Here is a 22,042-nt window from a genome sequence, read left to right as displayed (position 1 = left end):
TATGAAGCTTGTAAAAAATATGTTTTATAATGCCAGCTATCAAATATTGGCACTAATATTACCATTATTAACAGTTCCATATGTTTCAAGGGTTCTGTCACCAGAAGGAATAGGGATTAATGCGTACACTAATTCAATAGTAACCTACTTTAGTTTGGCAGGAGCGCTTGGAATTGCTTTATATGGTAATAGAGAGATTGCTTTCGTTCAGAAAGATAGATATCAAAGAAGTAAAGTTTTTTGGGAACTTGTCTTATTAAAGTTTCTATCAACAGGATTGGCATCCCTTTGTTTTTTAATTTTTATTTCAAGTATTAATAAATGGCATTCTTATTTTCTTCTTCAAGGACTTAATCTTTTGGCAGTGATGTTTGATATTTCATGGTATTTCCAAGGTATAGAGGATTTTAAAAAAATTGTTATTAGAAACACGATAGTTAAGTTTACAACAGTAGCTTTGACTTTCATATTAATCAAAGATAAAAATGATTTAGGCACTTACATTTTCTTGATAACCTTTTCAATGCTTCTTGGGAATCTAACTGTTTGGCCATTTTTAAAAAATGAAATACAAAAAATTGCTTTAAATGAGCTTGAAGTAACAAAACATTTATTACCTACAATTCAGCTTTTTTTACCACAGATTACAATGCAGATATATCTTTCTTTAAACAAAAGTATGCTCGGATCTATGGATTCAGTTATTAGTGCTGGTTTTTTTGATCAGTCCGACAAAATAGTAAGAATATTGTTTACAATTGTTTCTGCACTGGGCGGAGTCTTTTTACCAAGATTGTCAAGTTTATTTTCTGAGGGGAAAAAAAATGAAGCTAAAAGATTATTGCTGAAATTAATTGATTTAAGTAATGCTATTTCATTACTTATGATAGGGGGCATCATTGGGGTATCGTCGACCTTTGCCATTTATTTCTTTGGTAAAGACTATGCTCTTGTAGGTCCTTTAATGGCAGTACAATCAATTATGATTTTGTTTATCTCATATGGTAATGCGCTGGGAACACAGTACTTGTTGGCTTCTAAAAGAACTAAACCCTACACTCTTTCAGCAGTTGCTGGTTTAATTACAAATATAATCTTAAACATTATTTTAATTCCTATATGGGGCGCCATGGGAGCAACAGTTTCTACAGTTATTACTGAATTTATTGTATCCTTATATCAGGCAATATCTTTAAGGGACATATTTACTTTTAAAGAATTGACAAAAGGTCTTTGGAAATATACTGCTGGGGCTATAATTGTAGCTAGCACCCTACATTCATTACGTAGTGTTTTACCAATAAATTTAATAGGATTCATCATAAAAGGATTGGTAGGCAGTGGAATTTATATTATTATATTACTATTACTTAAAGCCCCTATTTTTGAATTGTTTAGAGAGTTTAGAAAGAAATCGCTATGAAACTACTAGCAGGAATCGTCACTTTTAACCCAGATATTAATCGTCTTCAAGAAAATTTTGAAGCTATTTTACCGCAGGTTGATAAAGTGATTATTGTTGATAATGGATCTTCAAATTTAGTTAATATTCAGGAGAAATGCTCAAAAGCAGAAATTATTCCCTTGCATAGCAATAAAGGAATCGCAGCTGCTTTAAATGTCATTGGAAATTATGCTATTGATTATCAGTACGACTGGTTTTTAACTTTGGACCAGGATACAGTTGTTAAAAATAATTTGATTTCAATTTATACACCTTATATAGGATTACCAGATGTTGGAACATTATCTTGTGTTTTTCAAGATATTAATAAAAAAGACACAACAGTGCCTCGGTTGCCTTACGAAGAAATTGAAGTAGTCATTACTTCTGCTGCCTTAATGAATACAGCAGCATTTGAAAAATCAAGGAAATTTGATGAATGGATGTTTATAGATTTTGTTGATTTTGATATCAATTTCGAATTTACTCGATTAGGCTATAAAATTTACCGCATCAATCAGGTTGGTTTTTTACATGAAGTTGGCTCTGCAACTCCTATAAATTTCTTTGGTTTAAAAGCTTATACATCAAACCATTCTGCCTTTAGAAGATATTATATGGTTAGAAATACTATTTATTTGATTAAAAAATATGGAAAATCAAATTTAAGGCTAGGTTATTTACGTCATACAAGAGATGAATTTATAAAAGTTGCCCTATTTGAAAATCATAAGATTAAAAAGTTATCTGCAATGATTAAAGGATTAAAAGATGGTATTTTGGCTGAGGTAACTAAAAATGAAAGCAAATAAAATTGTTATTTTCTCGGGCTTTTACTTACCATTTTTAGGGGGAGTAGAACGTTTTACAGAAAAGTTAACGAAACATCTCGTAGAGGCGGGATATAATATTATTATTGTTGCTTCAAAACATGATGAGAGTTTACCTAGTATTGAGGAGAATGATGCGATTAAAATTTATCGTTTACCAAGTTATTCTCTATTTAAAATGCGATATCCGATTTTAAATCATAATTCAGAGTTTAAAAAGCTTATGATGGAATTGGAAAATGAATCAGTTGACCATATCATTTGTAATACACGTTTTCAATTAACGACAACTCTAGGGGTGCGTTTTGCAAAACGAAGAGGTATTTCTCCTCTTATTATTGACCACGGTAGTAGTCATTTTACAGTAGGAAATAGATTTTTAGATTTTTTTGGTGCAATATATGAACACCTTTTAACTTCTTATTTAAAACAGTTTTGTAGTGATTTTTATGCTGTTTCTGAACGTAGCCTTAACTGGTTGAAACATTTTAATATCAAAGGAAATGGTGTTATTTATAATTCAGTTGATGCTGACTTATTTGAGAAATTCTCAAATAAACGTTTTTCTACAGATTTAGACAATAAATTAGTTATTACTTATGCAGGGAGAATTATTCGAGAAAAGGGTATTGAACTCTTGCTTCAAGCCTATTCTGAGATTCCTGAATCGTCCGATAAAATATTGATGGTTGCAGGTGATGGGCCAATTTTAGAGGAATTAAAAGAGACATATCGAAGAACTGATATACATTTCCTTGGGAAATTAGACTTTGAAAAGACTATGTCATTAATGAACCAGACTGATATTTTTGTATACCCTTCGATGTTTCCAGAAGGACTTCCAACGTCTATATTAGAAGCAGGCAGCTTGAAATCTGCTGTTATTGCCACTGATCGTGGTGGTACAAAGGAAGTTATCAATGATTCAAGTTTAGGAATTATTATTGAAGAGAATAAAGAATCATTATACAATGCTTTGGTAGAATTAATTTCCGATAATAAACGTCGTGCCATTATGCAAGAAAATCTTTTCGCTCGTGTTCGTGAGCAGTTTGTGTGGCCAGAGACTGTTAAGAGATTGGTGGATGTTTTGAGAAATTAATAGATATACAATCGTTAGAGTTATCGTGGGAGACGCAATGCTATTATTTCTGTAAGGAGAACGGAAACAATTTGTCTCTGTTTGGAAATTTTGTAGTTTGACAGATAATCATTAAACTTTTATAAACGCTGTTATTTCAATATTTTTGAGTGTTTTGAGCTACAAATAAAAAGATTGGAAGAAAATGTCTAAAATGGACTTTGTCTTCAATCTGTGAAGACCTTCTAGGTCTTCTTTTTTATAGTGTAAGCGTCTCAGTTCCTTGGTAAGCGCTCCATAACGAGGTATCTACTGAGATTGTCAGTTCTCCTGTATGCTGTTAGTAGAAAACAGAACTGGAGGCTATTTTGATGACACAACCTATCGTTCCTTTGAAAACACCATAACCTCGTCGCTTTCATCAGAAAAACCGAATCGATATTCTGGTGAAGGTGCGCCTTGCAAACTTGATCTTAGCTTATGTAAGCCCTGATTCAAGAAATGATAGAACTCTAGTTCCAATTGACTATATTTTCCGAAAATACCCATTTTCCAGTAATCGCTTGCATTGCTTGTGAAAAAAATCTATAATAATACAAATTATCAAGGAGGTTATTATGGTAAGACATGCCAAAAGTTTGGATTTAAAGAAAAAAGTATGGATAGGTCTTGGTGGGCTGGCTCTGTTGATAGGTAGTTTTAGTGTTTATCAGATGGCAACCTCTCGTCATAACGCTAAAAAGGAAACGAGATACAAGACTAGCACAGTCACAAGTGGGAAAATTGCCTCATCCACTTTATTATCTGGAAAAGTGTCAGCCATATCTGAACAGTATGTTTATTATGATAATTCTAAAGGCAGTTCAGCTACCGTGACTGTCGAAGTTGGTCAACAAATTGGCAAAGGTCAGCAGCTGGTTCAATATGATGCAACTAGTGCTCAAGCAAGTTATGATACAGCTGTGCGACATCTAAATAAAGTAGGCCGTCAAATAAATACGTTGCAAACTTATGGGACACAAGCCGTCGTTCCTGCAGATACAGGAAATGAGCAAGATATGGGAAGTTCTGATTCAGCGACAAGTCAGGCAACGCCAGCAAGCTCAGCAACTGGGCAAACCTATAATCAGCAATTACAAGATTTGTATGATGCTTACGCTGATGCTGAATCTGAAGTAGCCAAAGCTCAAGAAGCATTAAATCAGACAGTTGTCTTGAGTGATGTAGATGGGACAGTTGTTGAAGTGAATGATTCCATTGACCCATCTGCTAAAGAAAGTCAAACGCTTGTTCATGTTGCAACACAAGGAGAATTACAAGTAAAAGGAAAACTGACAGAATATGACCTAGCAAACCTTAAAAAAGGTGATGAGGTTGTTATCAAATCCAAAGTTTATCCAGATAAAAAATGGCAAGGTAAAATAAGCAGCATTTCAGATTATCCAGAACAAGCCACTGGTACGGGTGATGCTTCTAACGCTGGATCAAGCGGTGCCAAATACGAATATAAAGCTGATATCACCAGTGATTTAGAAGCATTGAAACAAGGGTTTACAGTATCTGTTGAAGTGGTGAACAATAAAGAATCTCTGCTAGTTCCTACATCGGCTGTTGTTCATTCAAAAGGAAAAGACTACGTATGGCGTTATGACAAATTAACGAAGAAGACCAGCAGGCAGACAGTTGAGACTGGCAGAGCAGATGCTAAAGCTCAGGAAATTTTAAGCGGTTTGGCAAAAGATGACCGAATTATTGATAATCCTAGTAAAGCTTTAAAAGAGGGTCAAAAAATAAGTGACGATAAGATAATACTTGACAAAGCTCCTAAATCTAATAGCAAGGGGAAATAGTCATGGAGAATAACAAGGTATTAATGCAATTAAAAGGCATTACGAAGTCTTATCGAAACGGTGAACAAGAACTTCAGGTTTTAAAAGGGATCGATTTAACCGTTTGTGAAGGTGATTTTTTAGCTATAATGGGACCATCCGGATCAGGGAAATCAACACTGATGAATATTATAGGTCTTTTAGACAGGCCTAGCTCAGGGAGTTATGATCTAGATGGGCAGTCTGTTTCTAGCTTATCGAGTAAGTCACTAGCTAAAGTGCGTAATCAGGAAATCGGATTCGTTTTTCAACAGTTTTTTTTACTCTCCAAAATGAATGCTTTGCAGAATGTTGAGCTGCCTCTGATTTATGGTGGGGTCAGTGTTAGTCGAAGAAAACAATTAGCCAAACAATTTTTAGAAAAAGTTGAGCTTGGTGATCGGATAAAACATTTACCATCAGAATTATCAGGTGGTCAGAAACAAAGAGTCGCCCTTGCACGAGCCCTGGTGAACAATCCTGCCATTATTTTGGCTGATGAGCCGACGGGGGCTTTGGATACCAAAACAGGCAAGCAGATTATGGAATTGCTTCAATCTTTAAACAATGAAGGAAAAACCATCATTATGGTCACTCATGAACCAGAGATTGCTGATTATGCAAAACGCAAGATTGTTATCCGTGATGGTGAAATGACACTAGATACGACGGAGAGTGTTCGAATAGATTAGGAGGAAAGTGTGGAAAATTGGAGATTTGCCTTTAGTTCAATACTTAGCCATAAAATGCGTTCCTTCTTGACTATGCTGGGAATTATTATTGGGGTGGCCGCAGTTGTTATCATTATGGGGCTAGGGGATGCAATGAAAAAAAGTGTTTCTGATAGTTTTACTGGAGACCAGAAGCAAGTTAGGTTATACTATAAGGAAAAAGGTGAAGACGATGACCCCTACGCTGCCTTTTTTGGTGAAGGAGGTTCCGAAAAACCGGTCCAAATGGAATGGTTAGATCAAATAGTTTCTACCATTCCAGGGATTGATTCCTATTTTGTGACTAATTCAGCTAATGGTAAAATATCTTATCACAAAAAGGAACTAGATAATGCCATGATTACCGGCGTGAGTCAACATTATTTTGAAGTTAAAAATTATGACATTGTTGAAGGACGTCAGTTCCAAAGAGGAGATTATAGTCACTTTTCTAGAATTATTATGATTGATACCGTCATGTCAGATCGACTATTCGGTAAAAAGCACTATAAAAAAGCATTAAACAAGATTTTGACAGTTGGGGATAAGGACTATTTGGTAATAGGTGTCTTTAAGGCTTCCAATGATTCGGCAGGTATCAATGGTGCAGCTGTTATGACAAATACCCAAGTGGCTCAAGAATTTCAAACAGATGAGGTTAGTCAAATTTTTGTTCATGTCAATGATGTGACTAATAGTCAGACCTTAGGTAAAATGGCTGCTAAGGAGCTGACTAAGTTATCACAGGAGCGAAATGGTAAATACATGGTGGCGGATAATAGTGCTATCTTGAAGGACATTAATCGAGAGTTTGGTATTATGACAACCGTTATTGGTGCTATTGCCGGTATTTCGCTCTTGGTGGGTGGTATTGGTGTTATGAATATCATGCTGGTTTCAGTGACTGAGCGAACCAGGGAGATTGGTCTTAGAAAAGCTTTGGGTGCTACCCGTCGTAATATCTTGACACAATTCTTGATTGAAGCTGTGGTCTTAACGGTGTTAGGTGGGTGTCTAGGTCTTTTACTTGCCTTTATTGCTGTCGGTAGTTTAGGTGCTGCAATGAGTTTGCCAGGAGCAACTGTCTCATTACATGTTGCCTTTATTGCCATTACTTTTTCAGCTTGTATTGGTATTATGTTTGGATTGCTTCCTGCCAATAAAGCGAGTCAATTAAATCCAATTGAGGCTTTACGTTATGAATAACCCTAAAAAAACAACTCGTTCTTTCATTAGAATATTGTCAACGATAATACTTCTTTTATCTTTGGTTTTTGTTTATTTTTTGGTGGTCAATTTAGATATTATTCACAATCCGGATGCTTTGCAGAACCTGATTAAAAAAGATTTGGTCGTAGGCTCACTATTGTTTTTCGGATTACAAGTTATTCAGGTTTTGATTGCCCCAATTCCTGGTGGAGTTATTACGGTTGTAGGCTTTTTAGCTTTTGGACCTATTTTAGGATTTTTATTAGATTATTTAGGGATTCTTTTAGGCAGCTGGCTTTTGTTTCGTTTGATCAGGAAATTCGGACGATCAGTGATTCATCTCATGCTTTCAGAAGAGAAGTTATCAGCTTATGAGGACCGATTTTTTGGACATTATTTTCAAAAATTAGTAGCCCTTGTTATGCTGGCGCCGATCGGTCCGGCGGATATCACCGTTATGTTGGCTGGTTTGAGTAAGATGACAGAGAAAAGATTGATGATGATACTAGCCATTTGTCGCCCATTATCAATCATTTCTTATAGCTATTTTTGGATCTATGGCGGTCATTGGTTGGATCAATTCTTGCATTTTTAAAAGATGACATAACTATTATCAGGATTTTTCCTTTAATAGTTTTGGTCTATTTGAAAAATGAATACTATGGTTTATAATTTAAGGTGAAGGAGGATTTCAAATGGTTACGATCTCATTTAAAGCAGAAGAGCAGCGTTCTGTTGCTCATGATGGAAGTAAAGAAATAGGGGAGTGTACCTATCAGGTAACAGGTGATGTTTGGAACATCAATCATACTTTTGTTGATTCAGAATATGGCGGTCAAGGGATTGCCAAAAAACTTGTTGAAAAAATCATTTGGCAAGCGCGTGAAGCAAACGTTAACGTGTCAGCTAGTTGTTCCTATGCTATCAATCTCTTTAACAAGACAAACGACTATGACGATGTTCTTGTCGACAATTAAGATCCTATGAACTAGAAGTCTATAATAGAAGCCCTATCTCTACAAGAGTTTAAAGCGATTCAGCTAATGTTAGAGATAGGGTTTATGGATGGCGCATATTACTATATAGTTATTTCAGAGGAAAGAACTATGCTGGTAACAGCAATGGATACTCAAGTTTCTTATATGGTTAGAGGGGGTCTGATTAGAATAGAGAAGTTGATGTCAAGGAGATAATTGTTGCTATAAAATGGCTAGGTAGCAGTAAAGAGACATTTTGTATTTGGCGGATAAGGCTGAGAAGAAAAGGGTTAGCAGTATGTCTCAATCATTACAATTTGGAGAAGCTGAAGAAGTTTGGTTTTCGCTAATTATCAGTGATTGTTAGGGGGGGTATGGCTCAATTTGCTAAGGGTTATTTTTCAAATAATCAATGTACACGCGTGCTTGGCTGTTATTTGGTAATCATTTCTAGAAGCTTTTTGATTTTAGAGAAAACTATTTTTTTGATGGTAAGTTTTGAAAATCAACCTTGTTTCTAATGCTTTATCACAGGATTAGTAGTGTTTTAGCTGCTATTTTTAGTAAAAAGCTGTTAATAGTCTTTTTATTTTCAGGTAATTATAGTAAAAATGGTGTAATTTTGTTATACTATATCTAAATCTGACCATTCTAATACTCATAGAGTGTGGTCAATAATAGCGTTTTATATTTGTTTTTTGCGCTAATTTTAGAAAATTCGACTAATTTCAAGGAGAAAAGGATGACCAATCAACCTATTATTGAATTTAAAAATATCAAAAAAATATACGGTAATAATACCGCTGTTGACACAGCAAATCTATCGGTAGATGCTGGGGAATTTATTTGTTTTATTGGTACTAGTGGATCGGGAAAAACAACTCTGATGCGGATGATTAACCGCATGTTGAAACCTTCGGAAGGTCATATTTATTTTGAGGGAAAAGACATTTCGACCATCAATCCTATTCATCTGCGCCGAAAAATTGGTTATGTGATTCAAAATATCGGTCTTATGCCCCATATGACTATTTATGAAAATATCACTTTGGTTCCCAAGCTTTTGAAATGGCCTGAAGATAAGAAAAAAGCTAAAGCTAAAGAATTAATCAAACTGGTGGAATTACCTGAAGAATTTTTAGATCGTTACCCATCTGAATTATCAGGTGGTCAACAACAAAGGATTGGTGTTATTCGTGCTTTAGCAGCTGATCAAGATGTTATCTTGATGGACGAACCGTTTGGTGCTCTTGATCCCATCACACGTGAGGGAATTCAGGATCTCGTTAAAACCTTACAAGAAAAAATGGGGAAAACCATTGTTTTGGTGACACATGATATGGATGAAGCTTTGAAATTGGCTAGTCGTATTGTTGTGATGGATAATGGGCAAATGGTGCAAGTGGCTACGCCAGATGAGATCCTGCATCATCCAGCCACAGAATTTGTTGAAAAAATGATTGGTGAAGAACGGTTGATGCAAGCTCAAATGGATATTACACCTGTTAAATCTATTATGCTTAAAAATCCTGTTTCCATAACAGCTGATCAGACCATTTCAGATGCAATTACCCTAATGAGGGAACGTCGTGTTGATACTTTACTTGTAACAGAAGATCAAACGCTAATCGGATTGATTGATTTAGAATCTATCAGTAATCAGTATCGTAAAAATCTTTTGGTATCAGATATTCTTCAAAAAGATGTTTTTAAAATTAAAGAAGATGCCCTTTTACGAGATGCTTCTCAAAAAATTCTCAAACGTGGTTTGAAATACGTGCCTGTTGTCAATGATCAGGGACATCTTACTGGGATTGTCACCAGATCAGCTCTTGTTGACATGATGTATGATGTTATTTGGGGGTCTCAAGAGCAGGAGGGAGGTCAAAATGAGTGACATTAATGCTTTCCTAGCCCAATATGGTGGGCAACTTCTTCACAAAACTTGGGAGCAAATCTATATTTCTGCTATTGCCTTAGCTCTTGGTATTCTTGTAGCAGTTCCGATAGGCGTTGTTTTAACGCGCTATCCAAAACTAGCCAAAGTGATTATTGGCTTGGCTAGTATGTTACAAACGATTCCTAGTTTAGCCTTGCTAGCCATGATGATTCCCTTATTTGGGGTTGGCAAATTACCAGCTATCTTTGCGCTGTTTATTTATTCCCTATTACCCATTTTAAGAAATACTTATATCGGTCTTGAAAATGTGAGTCCTGTTTTAAAAGACAGTGCTAAAGGAATGGGGATGAAACCGAGCCAGTCTATTTTGCAGGTAGAACTTCCTTTGGCCATGCCAGTCATTATGACGGGGATTCGTCTGTCAGCTATCTATGTCATTGCTTGGGCAACGCTAGCATCCTACGTTGGTGCAGGTGGTTTGGGAGATTTGATTTTTAGTGGATTGAGTCTTTTTCAACCGCCACTTATTATTGGTGGCACCATTCCTGTTATCTTATTATCCTTGGTCGCTGATTTTCTTCTTGGTAAACTAGAAGTTGCTCTAACGCCAAGACAGAAGAGGGAGGAGGCATAGATGAGAATGAAAAAAATAATAGTAGCAGGTGTCACTTTAATATCACTTCTTGCCCTCACTGCTTGCGGACTTGCGAAGGGAAGTGAAGGAAAAACAGTCAAAATTGCTGCGCAGAACACGACAGAATCAAGCATTATTGCTAATATGATTGCTGAATTAATTGAGCATGAAACTGACAGTAAGGCAACTTTAGTTTCTAATCTTGGCTCTTCTAGCGTCACCCACGAAGCTTTATTACGAGGTGATGCTGACATTGCCGCGACGAGATATACCGGAACAGATATCACAGGGGCCCTTGGCATGAAGGCTATCAAAGATCCTACAAAAGCTTCTAAAATAGTGAAGCGCGAATTCAAAAAACGTTTCGATCAGACCTGGTTCCCAACCTATGGTTTTGCAGATACTTATGCTTTTATGGTCACAGATGATTATGCAAAGGAAAACAATCTGGAAAGTATTTCGGATTTAAGCAGAGTGGCAGATACGGCTAAGGCAGGAGTTGATAGTACCTGGATGACCCGCGAGGGTGACGGGTACAAGGAATTCACAGAAACCTATGGCTTCTCATTCAAGAACATTTACCCGATGCAAATTGGCCTGGTCTATAATGCTGTTGAAAGCGGTAAGATGCAGTCTGTTTTGGGATATTCGACAGATGGTCGTATTCCAAGTTATCATTTAACCATTCTAAAGGATGATAAGCAATTTTTCCCACCTTATGAAACGTCTATGGTTGTCAACAACGAGCTCTTACGCAAGAATCCTAAGTTGAAGACATTACTCCATCGGCTTGATGGTAAAATTGACCTAGAAACGATGCAAAAACTTAATTATCAAGTGGATGATAAATTATTAGAACCTTCAGTAGTGGCTAAGCAGTTCTTAGAAAAACAAAATTATTTTAGAGAGGAGAATGACTAAGATGAGTGAGATGTCTACGGTTGAACAATTTTTCTATTATTTTAGTCAGAATGGCTCATACATTCTTTCTCAATTTTTAAGACACTTTTTGATTTCTGTTTATGGTGTTCTTCTGGCTGCCCTAGTAGGTATCCCCTTAGGTATCATGATTGCTCGCAAGCGAAAACTTCGCGGCTTTGTCATGGGGATTGCTAATGTCTTACAAACGATTCCATCGTTAGCTATGATTTCTATTATCATGTTGGCTCTTGGACTGGGAACCAAAACGGTTATTGCGACGGTTTTCCTCTATTCGCTTTTACCAATTATCAGTAATACCTATGCTGGTATCGCGAATGTTAATGATGACTTGGTAGATGCTGCAAAAGGTATGGGGATGACTAAAAAGCAACGTCTCTTTATGGTAGAATTACCTCTTTCTCTATCTGTTATTATGGCAGGAATTAGAAATGCTTTGGTTGTTGCCGTTGGGATTACGGCGATTGGTGCTTTTGTAGGCGGTGGTGGTCTAGGAGATATTATCGTCCGAGGAACTAATGCTACCAACGGTGGTGCCATTATCTTAGCAGGGTCATTGCCAACAGCATTGATGGCAATATTGTCTGATATAGGCTTAGGATTTGTTCAAAGGTTATTAGAACCTAAAGGAGCCAGTCGTTCATGATAGGTATAAGAGCAGATTGGTAGTTACCGCTTAAAAAGTTGGATGGTTAGGGACTTGTCTCTCTGCTACTGATCAAATCCTTATCAGTTCAGCTTAAATACCAAAAAAGACTGATTATCTGAACTATTACCTATCAAGAGAACAAAAGACATTATAAAAAATTAGGCAAGGGCCTTGTTCCTCATCTCAAGAGGGGCGAGGTCTTTATTGCGCTCTTGAAAACGTTGCTGTTTGTAAAAGTGGGTATTCGAGTCATTATCGGAGACTAACCTCTCAAAAGTCTTGTACTTCTTCAAATCATAACGCTCGGTCTTGAAGTGACCCAAAAAGCTCTCGATTGGCACATGGTCAGTATACTTACCCACTCGAGATCTAGAGTGATGCAACTGATATTTTGTCGATTTTGCGGTGTTGCAAATGCTTCTATATTAAGCTGAACTAGCAGTGTAAATGTTAGAAAAGTGCTATAATAGTGCTATATTTTCAATTTTTGATGAAGGATGAAGAGGTAAGATGTTAGATAAATTACATGAAATTCGTGTTTTTGAGAATTATGATTTGTTGACGGAAGAAGAGGGACATGTTGTTGTTTCAACAGAGATTGTCGAAAAATCCCTTAATTATTATGGCAATGCTCATGGTGGTTACCTTTTTACCTTGTGTGATCAGGTGGCGGGGTTGACTTGTCTATCATTGGGAAGCGAAGCTGTTACTATGCAGTCTAACATCCACTATATGAGAGGAGGGCGCTTGGGCGATTCTCTAAAGATTGATGGGACTTGTCTTCATAATGGTCGAAAAACCAAAGTTATTGAGGTTGTCATCTCCAACCAAGCAGGTGAAGCAGTAGCGCAGGCATCCTTCACCATGTTTGTGACTGGTACTCGCATGATTGCTGAAAAGTAGGTTATTAGGATATGTCTGATGTAACATTTAAAAATAAAGTTGTTGTTATTACCGGTGGTGCTCATGGCATTGGTCAAGCGACTGCTGAGGCCTTCGAAAGAGCTGGCGCCAAAGTGGAGATTATTGATATCGTTCAAGGAGATTATTTTGTTGGTGATATCAGTCAAAAAGAAACCTTGGAAACTTTTGCGGATTATGTCATTAAAAAACACGGTCATGTTGATATCTTAGTCAATAATGCGCTTCCGATGATGGTTGGACTGGACCAAGCAAGTTTTGAGGATTTCCAAAAGGCCCTAACGGTAGGCGTAACGGCACCATTTTATTTAAGTCAGCTATTTGCTAGGCATTTTGCACAAGGTGCGAGTATTATCAACTTATCATCGTCACGTTATGCTCAAAGTCAGGCGCAAACGGAAAGTTATTCGGCAGCTAAGGGAGGTCTTACGGCTCTGACACATGCTCTGGCCATGTCCTTTGCTGGTAGGGTACGTGTTAATGCTGTCGCACCTGGTTGGATTGAGACGAGTGGTGAGAGACATTCTGGTGCAGATATGCTTCAGCATCCCGTCGGTCGCGTCGGTGTTCCAGAAGATATTGCTAACATGATTCTTTATCTAGCTTCCGAAAAAGCTGGTTTTATCACAGGACAAACCATTACCATTGATGGTGGTATGAGTAAGAAAATGATCTATCATGAGGATGAAGGGTGGCATTTCGGTTTCTAAAATTCGTTCTTACTAATATTTGTATGTTAACAAACGTTTTGAAATGACATTTCTAAACGTTTTTTTATAGCCTAATTCATGATATTTTTGAGTAATGCTTAGATACTGGGCTAGGATTGGTTTTTGATAAGCTTTTCTAACAAGAAATGTTAGAAAATGTGCTACTGAATAGATACTCTAAATAATATACAGAATAATCAGAAAATAAAGATAATATAATTCATGATAATAATAGTCTGCTATTTAAGTAAAAAGAAAAAACAGTAATGAAAACACGTTATTTCATATGTTCTAAAAACAGATATAAGATTAAATAAACTGACTATTCGTGAAAAAGATTTTTATACATTATTTTGGGCAAATGCAGACTAGAAAATTAGAAAAAATACAAATCAAAAAGGATAATCGCTAAATAAAAATCTGAAAATATAATGTTTCAGAAAGAGAGTTATTTTTTTATTTAGTCAACTGACTAATGCTTTAATAAAAGGTTTTTTTGAGTGTTTTTTCATTATTTTTTTAGGTGACAAACTTGAAAAGGTATGATAATATATGAAACGAAAAATGAAATCTCTAATATATTTACTGTAAATGATATAAAATAACGATTTTAATTGTGGTATTTTTATAAAAAACTAACCTTATATAACTTAAAAGGAATTAACCCATTATGAAATAATGCCCAATAGTTCTGATTATTGCGATAATAAAGGTAAAATGTTAGGGATATTAAGAATGGAGGTGGTAGTCTAAAATGAAGTAGCTATAAGACAATGGTCATCATATTTCTAGGATGTTTCGACACCATAGGTTCATGTTTGGATGATGTGTTATGATGTTCTTGGTTTCTAAGTATGGTAATTTAGTAGAGGGAGGATAGAAGTGATAACCGGTTATCAGGGTTTGAAAGGTTTCAGTCTGTGATTCGGTTTGTGTACTGCTAACTCTTGCTTTAAAAAGATAGAGTAAGGCAGGGTATCTTGTATAACCTTTATTAGAAAGCTAGTATTTTAATAAGCGAAGTGACTGAGGGTTATGGAGAGAAGGATATGAGAATTAAGAAAAAACAGAGGACTCTGGCCGTTGATGCTGGTTCTGGAGACCCCTAAAGGGTAAAACCAGTGTTGAGCAAAGTAACTTTACCAAGCAGCTTGGAAATTGCTGATTGTGAGATGTCCAAAGGAGACTTGTCCTTGTTTGGTAACAAAGTGATTGGAAAGCTCGAAGCCTACCTTGATGAGATAAGGACCTTGAAATTGATTATATACCAACAGTCATTGTTCCCTTTTTCTGGACGTGAGAGGTTAGAAATGACACAACGAATGACTTTATGAGTAAGGAAAGATTGATGATCGAGTCTAGGACAACAGTTTTATTCGTAGGCTTAAGTTGCCCTTCTTTATAGAGATTTATGCGGGCCTTGATCAGGTTTTGGGTTTAGTAGTCGACGATTTTAAAAAAATGGTGTTCTTTGCACAAAAACAGGAGTAGGAGATTAGTTGAATGTCTGGGTGAATAAGGCCAAAATGTTTTAGTGATGGTTTTTAGCTTAGACAAATATGACAAGAATGGTAAGGGATTAGTTTGATAAAAATGAGAGAAAGAGAGAGTTATGAAACATGCAAATGATGGTACCTTTTTCATCTCCTGATATTACAGAGGAGGAAATTGCTGAAGTAGTTGATACCCTGCGTTCAGGGTGGATTACAACAGGACCTAAGACAAAACGTTTAGAACAGGAAATCAAACACTATACGGGAGCAGCTGGTGCCGTTTGTTTAAATTCTGCAACTGCTGGGTTGGAGTTGGTTTTAAGGATATTTGGGATTGGACCGGGCGATGAGGTTATTATCCCTGCCGTTACTTATACAGCTTCTTGCAGTGTGATTGAGCACGTTGGTGCAAAGCCTGTGATGATTGATGTTCAGGCTGATCATTTTGAGATGGATTATGATGCTTTAGAGCAAGCCATTACTGAGAAAACAAAAGTGATCATTCCAGTCGAATTGGCAGGAATTCCTTGTGATTATGACCGTATTAAAGCTATTGTTAATCGCAAAGCAGATCTATTTAGAGCCAAAACTTTTCTACAAGAAATCTACCATAGACCCTTGATTTTATCTGATGGCGCTCATGCTTTTGGGGCTAAGTATAAAGGAGTCGATATTAGTAATGTTGCTGATTTTACAGTATTTTCATTTCAAGCTGTTAAGAATTTAACAACTGCAGAAGGTGGAGTTGTTACCTGGAAAGCAACAAATGGTGTGGTTAGTGAGTCTATCTACAAACAGTTTCAAATTTATGCTTTAAATGGGCAAACAAGAGAGTTGCCAACCAAGAGTCAGCCTAGTCCATGGGAATACGATATTGTTTTGCCGGGTTATAAGTTTAATATGACTGATATTATGGCTTCTATTGGCCTGGTACAGTTACGACGTTATGAAAAGATGCAAAAGCGGCGCTCTGAGATTGTATCTCGCTATAATGCTGCCTTTGAGGGCTCACGCATTCGGGTTTTGGAGCACTTTAGCGATGATTATGAATCTTCAAAGCATCTTTACATCACGCATATCCAAGGGATTGATCAAAATCAGAGAGATCTTATTATCCAAAAAATGGCGGAAAAAGGCATAGCCTGCAATGTGCATTACAAACCCTTGCCTTTATTTTCGGCTTATAGTCACAAGGGATTTGATATGGCTGATTTTCCTAATGCAGCAGCTTACTATTCCAATACGATTACGCTACCTCTTCATACAAAGCTGACAGATGTTCAGGTAGACTATGTCGCAGCGGAATTTTTAAACATTGTGAGAGAAGTTGCTAATCATTAAGTTATAGCTAAAAGTTGTTTCTATGTCACAGTCTCATATTAATGTTTGGCTGATTGTCCTTCTTGTAGCGATAAGAGTGATTAGTATAAGATATTCGCTGTTTGAAATAGTTAACGATCCCTCTTGATTGCTTGTGTGCTCTGCCTTAAGAATACAGATGGTTCTGGCTATAATGCTGAGGATGATTCAAAATTAAGGTTCAGGAGATATCCATTTGTCAAACCAGCATAAAGGGAAATAAAAATTTCTCGGAGTTGGTTTACCGAATTCTTTTGGATGATGTCATGTTGAAGAAGTCAAAGGAATCAAGGTTTAGTCCTGACATTATTGGCTATATTTAAGCTTGCTTTCGAAATGTTATTCTGAAATATTACTGTATAGAGGTGTGGGATCCGAATCGATCCCTATCATGCTCAAAATTTTAAGTTTGAATGAGACTTAAAAGGAATGATCAATATTTTTACACTTTCTTGGTGCATGGCCAAGGTATGAAGAAAATGTCGTTTTAAAAAAACGATTTTTTTCGTTGAAGTTGCTAGTTTCTAGGTAGAACATGTGTTGTCGTGTCCTGGAAAATGAGAGATAAGACATGCTGTTATATAAATGTCATCAAAAATAGTTTCAAAATGCGTGTGGCTGGAAAATAGCTACATGCATTTTCTTTACATACGCAGTGTTTTTGGTGTTGTGATTCTTTCATCACATGTTTGATTACGGTGTGACAAGTAGTGGTCGTTGACGTTAGTGATTTTAAGATAGATGTAGTGTTTATCTGAGCGTAAGATGAATGTTTTTTTTCTGTCTAGCTTGATCTGGTACAGTGAGGGTATCCCCAAAAAGCATTGGGTTGGTTAAATTGTCAGAAAAAGGTGTTTTATCCTTGACTATAGTTCTCAAGAGAACTATAATAACTTATCAGGAATTCTAGCTTAGAAAGGAAAGTTTATGAAAAACCCGTTACATGCATTGAAGGAAATTATTTCTGATTTAGAACAAGCTGCCGGCGATATTGCTCAAAAACATGATATTGAGCACCTAAAGGGTCCGCAAGGGAGAGCCCTATACTATCTTTTTAAACATCAAGGGAGAGATGTTTATGTAAAGGATATCGAACAATGTCTGCATATCTCAAAGTCTGTCGCTAGTAACCTTGTTAAACGGATGGAAAAAAATGGTTATTTACAATTGGAAACATCGACAGAAGATAAACGCTATAAGCGCTTGGTCTTGACACAAAAAGGGGCATCAAAAATTGAGCCTCTAGAGCATTTTCATAGAGAGTTAATGAGTGAGTTATTTATTGACATCGAGCCAGATGATTGGAGAGTTGTCGAAAAAGTATTAGGTCAATTGACGCAAAATCTGAAGCAGTTTAAGGAGAAAGACTAGTGCCCATATTATTTAAACGTTTAAACGGCAAAGAATGGTCGATGATTGCCTTATCTACCGTTTTTATTTGTTTGGCGGTCTGGATGGATATCGCAACGCCGTCTTACATGTCAGACATTACCAAATTACTTCAAGAGAAAGGAACGACCACTTCCGATATTATGGAGCCAGGCTGGAAGATGCTTGCTTTGTCACTTGGGAGTTTTATGATGGCGGTCTGTGTTGGCTTTCTAGCTGCTCGTACGGCAGCCAGTTTTACGACACGCCTACGCTCTGATATTTTTAATCAGGTCATGGATTATTCAGATGCAGAAATTAAACAATTCTCCGTACCAAGTCTGTTAACACGGACAACTAATGACTTAACACAGCTGCAAATCCTCATCACAATGGGGATGCAAGTGGTGACACGTGGCCCAATCATGGCTGTCTGGGCTTTGACGAAAATTTGGGGTAAAAGCAGCGAGTGGACATGGTCTGTTGTCATTGCAGTTGCTGTAGTTATGCTATTATTAGCAACACTCTTGATTTTTGCTTTTCCGCGTCTTCAAAAAGTACAACGATACACCGACGGGCTAAATGCCACCATGCGGGAAATTCTATCGGGGATTCGTGTCCTTCGTGCCTATAATGCTGAAGACTACCAAGATGCTAAATTTTCAGTCCAAAATGAGGCCCTAACGCGCTTGAATCTTTTTGTAAGTCGATTGTTTGCTCTTATGAATCCAGTTATGACGGTGGTATCAAGTGGATTGACTTTGGCTATCTATTGGATTGGGGCTCAAATGATCGATGATATTGTCATCAAGATGACCTCACGAGCTGCGGCTATCGCTAGTGTTCAAGATCGTATCACTGTCTTTAGTGATATGGTTGTTTTTTCTTCCTATGCCATGCAAGTTGTTATGGGCTTCATGATGATGGTTGCTATCTTTATTATCTTGCCGCGTGCCTTGGTTTCAGCAGGTCGTATTGAAGAGGTTCTATCCCTAGAGCCAAGTGTTAGTTTTAACAAAAAATCAACTGTTAAGGCAGACACAAAAGGTGAGGTTGAATACCGAAATGTCAGTTTTAAATACACCGAAGATTCAGATGCTGTTATTGAGAATGTTTCGTTCAAAGCTAGCACTGGTCAAACCATTGCCTTTATTGGTTCAACAGGTTCTGGTAAAACAACTTTAGTTAACCTCCTGCCACGCTTTTACGATGTGACAGCTGGTCAGATTTTAATCGACGGGATTGATATTAAGGATTATAGTCACGAAGATTTGAATGATAAGATAGGATATATCCCGCAGAAAGCAGTTCTTTTTAGTGGTACTATTCGCTCTAACATGACCTTTGGTGAGAGCAGGCAGGCTCAACTTGATGATGCTGCTATATGGGATGCGCTTGAATTGGCACAAGCTAAAGAGTTTGTTCAAAGCAAAGAAGAAGGGCTTGAAACAGAAGTGGCGCAAGGTGGAACTAATTTTTCTGGAGGACAGCGTCAACGTTTAGCTATTGCGCGTGCGCTTGCCCGTAAGCCAGAAATCTTGATTTTTGATGACTCTTTCTCAGCGCTTGACTATAAGACTGACCGCATTCTACGTCAAGCCTTGAGTGAGAAGACTAGTCAGGTAACTAAGCTCATTGTGGCGCAAAGGGTTTCGACCATTATGGATGCTGACCAGATTTTGGTTCTAGACCAAGGTAAAGTTGTTGGTCAAGGCAGTCATCAGGATCTTTTGGCAAACAATGTCGTTTATCAAGAAATTGCTTATTCACAATTATCAAAGGAGGAATTGAAAGGTGACAATTAAGAAAAAATCGTTAATCAACCAGTCTCTTCCTTTTTTAAAGGGATTCCGTTTGGCTTTTGGACTAGCTATCATATTTACCGTATGTTCAAGCGTTATTACTGTTATAGGGCCTGATAAGTTAAAAGAAATCACCGATGTGATTACTAGTGGAATTACTGGTAAAGTTGATATAGCTAAAATCAAAGATATTGGTTTCCAGTTAGCACTATTATATGGTGGTGGCGCCATTTTGTCTTATTCAGCTAGTTTTATCATTGCAACTATAATCCAGCATTTCTCAAAGCGTATGCGTACAGCTATTGCTGATAAAATCAACCGTGTGCCTCTGTCTTACTTTGATAGTCATTCACAAGGAGATACCTTGTCTCGTGTGACTAATGATGTAGACAATATGACTCAAGCGCTTAACCAGAGTTTGACCACACTAGTTTCAGCTAGTGTCCTTTTGATTGGGTCTATTATCATGATGTTTAAAACCAATGGTATCATGGCTGGGACAGCTATCGGATCAGTTTTGGTGGGCTTTTTGCTTAGCATGGTCATCATGATGAAAAGTCAGCCACTCTTTAGACGTCAGCAAGATAATCTTGCCGTTGTTAATGGTTACGTTGAAGAAATCTACACTGGTCACAATCTTGTCATTTCTTACAATGCTAGGAAACAAGCTAAGACAGCCTTTGATCAACTCAATCAAAACCTTTATAGCAGTATGTGGCAATCGCAATTTTTCTCTGGAATTATGATGCCTATGATGCAGTTTATCGGTAACTTTGGTTATGTTATGGTCTGTCTAGTTGGTGCTAGATTAGTGATTAATGGCGATATCACTATGGGAACAATCGTAGCCTTTATGACCTATGTTCGTATCTTCTCACAACCTCTTGGTCAAATAGCTCAAGGGGCCACTCAAATGCAAACTGTGTCTGCAACGATGGGGCGAATCTTCGAATTTCTTAATGCTCCAGAAATGGAAGACGAAACTAATAAAAGTCAGCAACTATCACAGGTAAAGGGCTATGTTGACTTTGATCAGGTGACGTTTGGTTATACCAAAGACAAAACTGTTATTACTGATTTCTCAGCACGAGCAACACCAGGTCAAAAGGTTGCTATCGTTGGTCCAACAGGTGCCGGTAAGACAACGATTGTTAACTTACTTATGCGTTTTTACGAAACCAATAGTGGTAGTATTCGAATTGACCAAGTTAATGTCCAAGATATGAGACGAGAAGAAGTTCACGATGCCTTTTCAATGGTCTTGCAGGATACTTGGTTATTTGAAGGAACCATTAAGGAGAATTTGATTTACAATCAAGAGCATATAACAGACGAGCAAGTGGTTGAAGCAGCTAAGGCTGTTGGCATTCATCACTTTATCATGACCCTTCCCAAAGGTTATGATAGCATCTTAGACGATAGTCTGAGCTTATCTGTCGGTCAGAAACAACTTTTGACTATTGCGCGTGCTCTTTTGAAAAACGCACCGCTTTTGATTCTAGATGAAGCCACATCATCTGTTGATACTCGCACGGAAGAGTTGATTCAAAAAGCTATGGACAAACTCATGGAAGGTAGGACCTCTTTCATCATTGCCCACCGTCTATCAACCATCCGTAACGCCGACTTAATCTTAGTCATGAAAGATGGAAGCATCATCGAACAGGGCGATCATGATGCCTTGATGGCCGAAAGTGGTTTCTATGCTGACCTGTATAACTCTCAATTTGAGAAGGCTTAAGAACTGTTTTGAATCTTATAATGAGAAAAGCTGGGATTGAGAGACCAGCTTTTCTTATGTTTCCAAGAATTGATAATGATTTTCTTTGAAATTTCATTTAAAATATCAGATAATGGAGGAAGATTCTGAAAGACACACTATCAGAAAAAGTCAATCGTTTCGTCTGACATAATTGTTGTGTCAATTTGTATGGTTTTGGAGGACGCCAAAAAGCCCTCGAAAAATGTCCGTTTTTCAAAAACGAGCTCAAGTATTTTAGTTGGTTATCCACAAATTTTTTGCCTCATTACCTTACACGAGATAAGACGTATGTTCACTATCAAACGCATTATCAATTGAAACTAAAAGCTGTGGTCAGAGCCTTTTCAGGAATCGTCAAGCGATTGGAGGCGATAAACTAATCCACA

18 protein-coding genes and 1 pseudogene are annotated in these 22,042 nt (G+C 37.2%); 18 read left to right on the top strand and 1 reads right to left on the bottom strand.

Features of this window, described 5'->3' with window-relative positions; translation table 11 throughout:
- The first annotated feature begins 1 nt into the window (after position 1).
- From ABP870_RS02010 to ABP870_RS01955, 12 genes are all read left to right on the top strand, one after another.
- A complete protein-coding gene (locus ABP870_RS02010; RefSeq protein ID WP_350013823.1) occupies positions 2-1,423 on the top strand; it encodes an oligosaccharide flippase family protein in 1,422 nt (473 codons plus the stop codon).
- Complete coding sequence (locus ABP870_RS02005; protein WP_350013822.1) at positions 1,420-2,256, top strand: glycosyltransferase; 837 nt, start codon at positions 1,420-1,422, stop codon at positions 2,254-2,256. The genes ABP870_RS02010 and ABP870_RS02005 overlap by 4 nt, the downstream gene beginning before the upstream one ends.
- Positions 2,243-3,376: a glycosyltransferase family 4 protein gene (locus ABP870_RS02000; protein WP_350013821.1), complete on the top strand. Its 1,134-nt coding sequence runs from the start codon at positions 2,243-2,245 to the stop codon at positions 3,374-3,376. Before ABP870_RS02005 ends, ABP870_RS02000 begins: the two co-directional genes overlap by 14 nt.
- Positions 3,377-3,972: 596 nt before the next feature.
- Positions 3,973-5,205, top strand: coding sequence for an efflux RND transporter periplasmic adaptor subunit (locus ABP870_RS01995; protein WP_350013820.1), 1,233 nt, complete (start codon positions 3,973-3,975; stop codon positions 5,203-5,205).
- Positions 5,206-5,207: 2 nt separating this feature from the next.
- Positions 5,208-5,915 (top strand): ABC transporter ATP-binding protein, encoded by a 708-nt coding sequence (locus ABP870_RS01990; protein WP_350013819.1) that lies wholly within the window; start codon positions 5,208-5,210, stop codon positions 5,913-5,915.
- Positions 5,916-5,924: 9 nt separating this feature from the next.
- Positions 5,925-7,139, top strand: coding sequence for an ABC transporter permease (locus ABP870_RS01985; RefSeq protein WP_350013818.1), 1,215 nt, complete (start codon positions 5,925-5,927; stop codon positions 7,137-7,139).
- On the top strand, positions 7,132-7,737 hold the full coding sequence (locus tag ABP870_RS01980; protein ID WP_350013817.1) for a TVP38/TMEM64 family protein: 606 nt from the start codon (positions 7,132-7,134) through the stop codon (positions 7,735-7,737). Before ABP870_RS01985 ends, ABP870_RS01980 begins: the two co-directional genes overlap by 8 nt.
- A gap of 100 nt (positions 7,738-7,837) precedes the next feature.
- On the top strand, positions 7,838-8,119 hold the full coding sequence (locus tag ABP870_RS01975; protein WP_350013816.1) for a GNAT family N-acetyltransferase: 282 nt from the start codon (positions 7,838-7,840) through the stop codon (positions 8,117-8,119).
- A gap of 742 nt (positions 8,120-8,861) precedes the next feature.
- Positions 8,862-10,016, top strand: a complete 1,155-nt coding sequence (locus ABP870_RS01970; RefSeq protein WP_350013815.1) for a betaine/proline/choline family ABC transporter ATP-binding protein — start codon at positions 8,862-8,864, stop codon at positions 10,014-10,016.
- A 1-nt stretch (position 10,017) separates the two neighbouring features.
- Complete coding sequence (locus tag ABP870_RS01965) at positions 10,018-10,653, top strand: ABC transporter permease (protein ID WP_350013846.1); 636 nt, start codon at positions 10,018-10,020, stop codon at positions 10,651-10,653.
- Positions 10,654-10,659: 6 nt separating this feature from the next.
- Entirely contained in the window at positions 10,660-11,574 is a 915-nt protein-coding gene (locus ABP870_RS01960) for an osmoprotectant ABC transporter substrate-binding protein (protein ID WP_350013814.1), read from the top strand.
- Between the two features lies 1 nt (position 11,575).
- Positions 11,576-12,238, top strand: coding sequence for an ABC transporter permease (locus ABP870_RS01955; RefSeq protein WP_350013845.1), 663 nt, complete (start codon positions 11,576-11,578; stop codon positions 12,236-12,238).
- A 161-nt stretch (positions 12,239-12,399) separates the two neighbouring features.
- On the opposite strand, the pseudogene ABP870_RS01950 reads toward ABP870_RS01955, so the two are convergent.
- A pseudogene (locus tag ABP870_RS01950) lies at positions 12,400-12,639 on the bottom strand (IS3 family transposase); the annotation flags it as partial.
- Between the two features lie 112 nt (positions 12,640-12,751).
- Between ABP870_RS01950 and ABP870_RS01945 the strand changes: the two are divergent.
- From ABP870_RS01945 to ABP870_RS01920, 6 genes are all read left to right on the top strand, one after another.
- Entirely contained in the window at positions 12,752-13,144 is a 393-nt protein-coding gene (locus tag ABP870_RS01945) for a PaaI family thioesterase (RefSeq protein ID WP_350013813.1), read from the top strand.
- An 11-nt stretch (positions 13,145-13,155) separates the two neighbouring features.
- Complete coding sequence (locus ABP870_RS01940; protein ID WP_350013812.1) at positions 13,156-13,872, top strand: SDR family NAD(P)-dependent oxidoreductase; 717 nt, start codon at positions 13,156-13,158, stop codon at positions 13,870-13,872.
- A gap of 1,625 nt (positions 13,873-15,497) precedes the next feature.
- Complete coding sequence (locus tag ABP870_RS01935) at positions 15,498-16,706, top strand: DegT/DnrJ/EryC1/StrS family aminotransferase (RefSeq protein ID WP_350013811.1); 1,209 nt, start codon at positions 15,498-15,500, stop codon at positions 16,704-16,706.
- A gap of 945 nt (positions 16,707-17,651) precedes the next feature.
- Positions 17,652-18,095 (top strand): MarR family winged helix-turn-helix transcriptional regulator, encoded by a 444-nt coding sequence (locus ABP870_RS01930; RefSeq protein ID WP_350013810.1) that lies wholly within the window; start codon positions 17,652-17,654, stop codon positions 18,093-18,095.
- 41 nt (positions 18,096-18,136) lie between these two features.
- Positions 18,137-19,897, top strand: coding sequence for an ABC transporter ATP-binding protein (locus ABP870_RS01925; RefSeq protein WP_405054634.1), 1,761 nt, complete (start codon positions 18,137-18,139; stop codon positions 19,895-19,897).
- Positions 19,887-21,635, top strand: a complete 1,749-nt coding sequence (locus ABP870_RS01920) for an ABC transporter ATP-binding protein (protein ID WP_350013808.1) — start codon at positions 19,887-19,889, stop codon at positions 21,633-21,635. The genes ABP870_RS01925 and ABP870_RS01920 overlap by 11 nt, the downstream gene beginning before the upstream one ends.
- The last annotated feature ends 407 nt before the right edge of the window (positions 21,636-22,042 follow it).

Origin of the sequence: Streptococcus jiangjianxini (assembly GCF_040225085.1) — a bacterium.
GTDB classification, from domain to species: Bacteria; Bacillota; Bacilli; order Lactobacillales; family Streptococcaceae; genus Streptococcus; species Streptococcus jiangjianxini.
Note: the sequence above shows the minus strand (reverse complement) of the source record. Positions and strands in the feature narration are given on the sequence as shown.

Excerpts from the sequence above, each read along its gene's own strand:
- ABP870_RS02010 (WP_350013823.1), top strand. The coding sequence starts at position 2 with ATGAAGCTTGTAAAAAATATGTTTTATAATGCCAGCTATCAAATATTG.
- ABP870_RS02005 (WP_350013822.1), top strand. The coding sequence starts at position 1,420 with ATGAAACTACTAGCAGGAATCGTCACTTTTAACCCAGATATTAATCGT.
- ABP870_RS02000 (WP_350013821.1), top strand. The coding sequence starts at position 2,243 with ATGAAAGCAAATAAAATTGTTATTTTCTCGGGCTTTTACTTACCATTT.
- ABP870_RS01995 (WP_350013820.1), top strand. The coding sequence starts at position 3,973 with ATGGTAAGACATGCCAAAAGTTTGGATTTAAAGAAAAAAGTATGGATA.
- ABP870_RS01990 (WP_350013819.1), top strand. The coding sequence starts at position 5,208 with ATGGAGAATAACAAGGTATTAATGCAATTAAAAGGCATTACGAAGTCT.
- ABP870_RS01980 (WP_350013817.1), top strand. The coding sequence starts at position 7,132 with ATGAATAACCCTAAAAAAACAACTCGTTCTTTCATTAGAATATTGTCA.
- ABP870_RS01975 (WP_350013816.1), top strand. The coding sequence starts at position 7,838 with ATGGTTACGATCTCATTTAAAGCAGAAGAGCAGCGTTCTGTTGCTCAT.
- ABP870_RS01970 (WP_350013815.1), top strand. The coding sequence starts at position 8,862 with ATGACCAATCAACCTATTATTGAATTTAAAAATATCAAAAAAATATAC.
- ABP870_RS01960 (WP_350013814.1), top strand. The coding sequence starts at position 10,660 with ATGAAAAAAATAATAGTAGCAGGTGTCACTTTAATATCACTTCTTGCC.
- ABP870_RS01955 (WP_350013845.1), top strand. The coding sequence starts at position 11,576 with ATGAGTGAGATGTCTACGGTTGAACAATTTTTCTATTATTTTAGTCAG.
- ABP870_RS01945 (WP_350013813.1), top strand. The coding sequence starts at position 12,752 with ATGTTAGATAAATTACATGAAATTCGTGTTTTTGAGAATTATGATTTG.
- ABP870_RS01940 (WP_350013812.1), top strand. The coding sequence starts at position 13,156 with ATGTCTGATGTAACATTTAAAAATAAAGTTGTTGTTATTACCGGTGGT.
- ABP870_RS01935 (WP_350013811.1), top strand. The coding sequence starts at position 15,498 with ATGATGGTACCTTTTTCATCTCCTGATATTACAGAGGAGGAAATTGCT.
- ABP870_RS01930 (WP_350013810.1), top strand. The coding sequence starts at position 17,652 with ATGAAAAACCCGTTACATGCATTGAAGGAAATTATTTCTGATTTAGAA.
- ABP870_RS01925 (WP_405054634.1), top strand. The coding sequence starts at position 18,137 with ATGATTGCCTTATCTACCGTTTTTATTTGTTTGGCGGTCTGGATGGAT.